This window comes from Helicobacter pylori FD535 (genome assembly GCF_000296015.2).
Lineage (GTDB): Bacteria > Campylobacterota > Campylobacteria > Campylobacterales > Helicobacteraceae > Helicobacter > Helicobacter pylori_CT.
The window spans coordinates 1-3,747 of record NZ_AKHP02000051.1 but is presented as its reverse complement, the minus strand read 5'-3'; the positions used below and the strand labels follow the sequence as shown (position 1 = coordinate 3,747).

Sequence of the window (3,747 nt, the reverse complement as noted above, 5' to 3'; positions counted from 1 at the left end):
AAGCCACAAGCGATTTGATTAGCGCGGGAGCGGACGCTGTTAAAGTGGGTATTGGGCCAGGAAGCATTTGCACCACTAGGATTGTGGCTGGGGTAGGAATGCCTCAAGTGAGCGCGATTGATAATTGCGTAGGAGTGGCGTCTAAATTTGATATTCCTGTGATTGCAGATGGAGGGATCCGCTATTCAGGCGATGTGGCTAAGGCTTTAGCTTTGGGGGCATCAAGCGTGATGATAGGCTCTTTACTCGCTGGCACAGAAGAATCTCCAGGGGATTTTATGATCTATCAAGGGAGGCAATATAAAAGCTATAGGGGCATGGGCAGCATTGGGGCTATGACAAAAGGGAGTTCTGACAGGTATTTTCAAGAGGGCGTGGCGAGTGAAAAGTTAGTCCCAGAAGGCATTGAGGGGCGTGTGCCTTATCGTGGTAAGGTTTCGGATATGATTTTCCAGTTAGTAGGGGGCGTGCGCTCTTCTATGGGGTATCAGGGGGCGAAAAATATTTTGGAATTGTATCAAAACGCTGAATTTGTAGAAATCACTAGCGCAGGGTTAAAAGAAAGCCATGTGCATGGCGTGGATATTACTAAAGAAGCCCCTAATTATTATGGGTGAATTTTAAAAGAAAACAAGACAAATCGTTAAAAAACTCGTTAAAAAGCTTGATTTAATGAGTTTTTAAAACTTAATTGCTACAATTAAGGAAATTTTCAATAAGGCTTAGAGAAACTTTTTCATGGAACACAGAGTATTTACTATTGCTAATTTTTTTAGCTCCAATCATGATTTTATCACCGGGTTTTTTGTTGTTTTGACAGCGCTTTTGATGTTTTTAATTTCGCTTGGCGCGTCGCACAAAATGCAGATGGTGCCTATGGGTTTGCAGAATGTGTATGAGAGCATTATTAGCGCGATTTTGAGCGTGGCTAAGGATATTATAGGCGAAGAATTAGCCCGCAAATACTTCCCACTAGCAGGCACGATCGCTTTGTATGTCTTTTTTTCTAACATGATAGGCATCATTCCTGGCTTTGAATCCCCTACGGCTAGCTGGAGCTTTACGCTGGTTTTAGCGCTGATTGTGTTTTTTTATTACCATTTTGAAGGCATTAGAGTGCAGGGCTTTTTTAAGTATTTCGCTCATTTTGCAGGCCCTGTGAAGTGGCTCGCCCCTTTCATGTTCCCTATTGAGATCATCTCGCATTTTTCTAGGATCGTGTCTTTATCGTTCCGTTTGTTTGGGAATATCAAGGGCGATGACATGTTCTTGCTCATCATGCTTTTATTAGTGCCTTGGGCTGTTCCTGTAGCGCCCTTTATGGTCTTGTTTTTTATGGGGATTTTACAAGCTTTTGTTTTTATGATCCTCACTTATGTGTATTTGGCAGGGGCTGTTTTAACCGATGAAGGGCATTAAATAAAACATTTTTGTTGGGCTTTAATGTTGTTTTTTAAAACTTTATTTTAAAAAATCCGATGGCAAGCTTTTAAAAGGATAGGGGGTGGTTTTGAAACCATGCTCCCCTTGTCCTTTGATAACGCTTTTTAAAGTCACCGCTTGCTTGTGTAAGTTCTATTTTATTATCAATACCCAATTTTAATAGCTTTTATAATTTTTTAAGCAATCATTAGATAAAATCCACCATACTTCTGTTTTGGATGTGTTTGGGTTTTAGAAGTGTTACTTTTTTATAACTTTTTCATATTCTTATGGGTATGTTGTCATTTTTTTACCGGAGAATTTTATCTTGAAAAACATTTATGTAGGGAATTTGGTTTATAGCGCTACCAGTGAGCAAGTCAAGGAGCTTTTCAGTCAATTTGGTAAAGTTTTTAATGTCAAACTGATTTATGACAGAGAAACGAAGAAACCTAAAGGTTTTGGCTTTGTAGAAATGCAAGAAGAGGGCGTTAGCGAAGCGATTGCTAAATTGGATAATACGGATTTTATGGGCAGAACGATTAGAGTAACCGAAGCCAATCCTAAAAAGTCTTAATCTTAAAGCATTAGAAAATTAGAAAATAATTTTCTAATGCGCTTTATTCTCTTAGTGCGTCTTATTTAGATTGCACATAGAAGCTAAAAGGGGTTAAAACCCTTTTAAAATCCATTTAAAGATTGTAATCCATTTTTAAAAGCGATTAAAAATCAATCTTATTTTAATTAAATTATTCTAATCAAATAGGGACAACTAAAGCTTTAAAACGCTCTTTAGTATTTTTTACAATTTTATTATGAGTCATACAAACTGCCAATATTTCAAGTATTTGAAATGGAGTTTTCTCATTAGAGCGATTTTGGGGCTATAAGGTTCTTCTTTTCGCGCTATCGTAGAGATTTGCTCATCATCAGCGATCACAAAAGGTTGTAACACCAGATTTTTCACGCCATGGATAAAAGTAGCGTCCATTATCGTATCCACAGGAACAACCCATTTTCGGCTGCATTTTTTAAAAACTTTGGCAATCGTGGGCGTGATCACATAGCCTTGCGTCCCCACCCCATGACTATAAGCTTTAATGATACCCACACGCTCTTGTATTTCGTGGTTTTTGTGGTTTAATGGCTCACTTTTTACATTGGCATCATACAACAAATGCATCAAACGCGCATAGCCTAGCTCTTGAATGTGTTTTTCTAAAAAATCCAATCCCTCTTTAAAATTCCCTTTTAAGGTTATATCGTCTTCTAAAATACAAATGGGCTCATTTAACTCTACGCATTTTTCCCACAAGGAATAATGGCTCGCATAGCACCCAAGCTCCCCCAAGTTCATAAACTTCGCATGGTATTTTAAAGCGTAATAAAACTTAGAAACCCCACTGATTGGATCGGTTGTAATCCCCATGTCTTTGATGTTTTGCGTGATGAAATAAGGGTGTAAATGCTCTTTAACTAAGGGGTGCAACCCGCCTTCAAAAGTTTTAGAATAAATCGCATCAAAGATTTGCGCCTTGTGGTGGGTGGCGTTGATATTATGGAGTAAAGTTGTGGTGTCTCTAAAAACTAAACCAAATTTATCGCACACTTTTTGATTTAAAGAAATGATAAAAACACGCAAAGCTTAAACTCCCATAATTTTTAATAGAGTATATCGTTTTTAGGCTCTGTTTTACAATAAAACTTTTTTAAATTTGATGATTAATATCCAACTAAAAACCAGCACCATGCGGACAAAACCGCATCACGGCTACAAAAAAGTTTTGAATATCCAATGAATGTTGAAGCGAGAACTCATAACCCTAAATCTAGGGTTATAAGCTTGATTTAATGGTGTTCTAAATAAGAAATCACGCTTAAAGCTGCCGTAGCGCCATCGCTTGCAGCGCAAACCACTTGCTTAGGGGCAAAAATGCGAATATCTCCTGCTGCAAACAAGCCTTGAACATTCGTTTTCATGGAAAAATCCACGACAATAGAGCCGTATTCATCGCATTTGCATAGCATGGAGTTATCTTCTTGTTTCAACACGGCGTTATTCACATCATAACCCACAAAAATAAAAAACCCTGGCACGACTAATTCTCTTGTTTTATTAGTGGCTGTGTTTTTAATGCTTAAAGAAGACACGCCAGAAGCATCGCCCTTGATTTCTTCCACCACATAAGGGGTTAAAAACTCAATCTTATCATTGTTTTTGGCATGCTCTAAAGTGATAGGTGCGCACCTAAAACCATCTCTTCTGTGGATGAGATAGACTTTTTTGCAAATGTTGGCCAGATAAATCGCCTCTTCTACGGCGGT

At 38.2% G+C, this 3,747-nt stretch carries 5 protein-coding genes; 3 read left to right on the top strand and 2 right to left on the bottom strand.

Annotated elements, in window-relative coordinates; translation table 11 throughout:
* The 3 genes from guaB to DV63_RS15765 all read left to right on the top strand — a co-directional run.
* The coding region (guaB, locus tag DV63_RS15775) for an IMP dehydrogenase (RefSeq protein ID WP_020982469.1) at positions 1-617 on the top strand (617 nt) is incomplete at its 5' end.
* 121 nt (positions 618-738) lie between these two features.
* Positions 739-1,419: a F0F1 ATP synthase subunit A gene (locus tag DV63_RS15770; RefSeq protein WP_000401201.1), complete on the top strand. Its 681-nt coding sequence runs from the start codon at positions 739-741 to the stop codon at positions 1,417-1,419.
* 331 nt (positions 1,420-1,750) lie between these two features.
* The gene (locus tag DV63_RS15765; RefSeq protein ID WP_000790557.1) at positions 1,751-1,999 is read left to right on the top strand and encodes an RNA-binding protein; all 249 of its coding nucleotides are present in this window, start codon (positions 1,751-1,753) and stop codon (positions 1,997-1,999) included.
* A 243-nt stretch (positions 2,000-2,242) separates the two neighbouring features.
* Here the strand turns inward: DV63_RS15765 and DV63_RS15760 are convergent, their stop codons facing one another.
* Both DV63_RS15760 and DV63_RS15755 read right to left on the bottom strand, forming a co-directional pair.
* Positions 2,243-3,064, bottom strand: a complete 822-nt coding sequence (locus DV63_RS15760) for a glycosyltransferase family 25 protein (protein WP_001263345.1) — start codon at positions 3,062-3,064, stop codon at positions 2,243-2,245.
* Between the two features lie 206 nt (positions 3,065-3,270).
* Positions 3,271-3,747: NAD(P)/FAD-dependent oxidoreductase (locus DV63_RS15755; RefSeq protein ID WP_020982468.1), on the bottom strand; the 477-nt coding region annotated here is incomplete at its 5' end.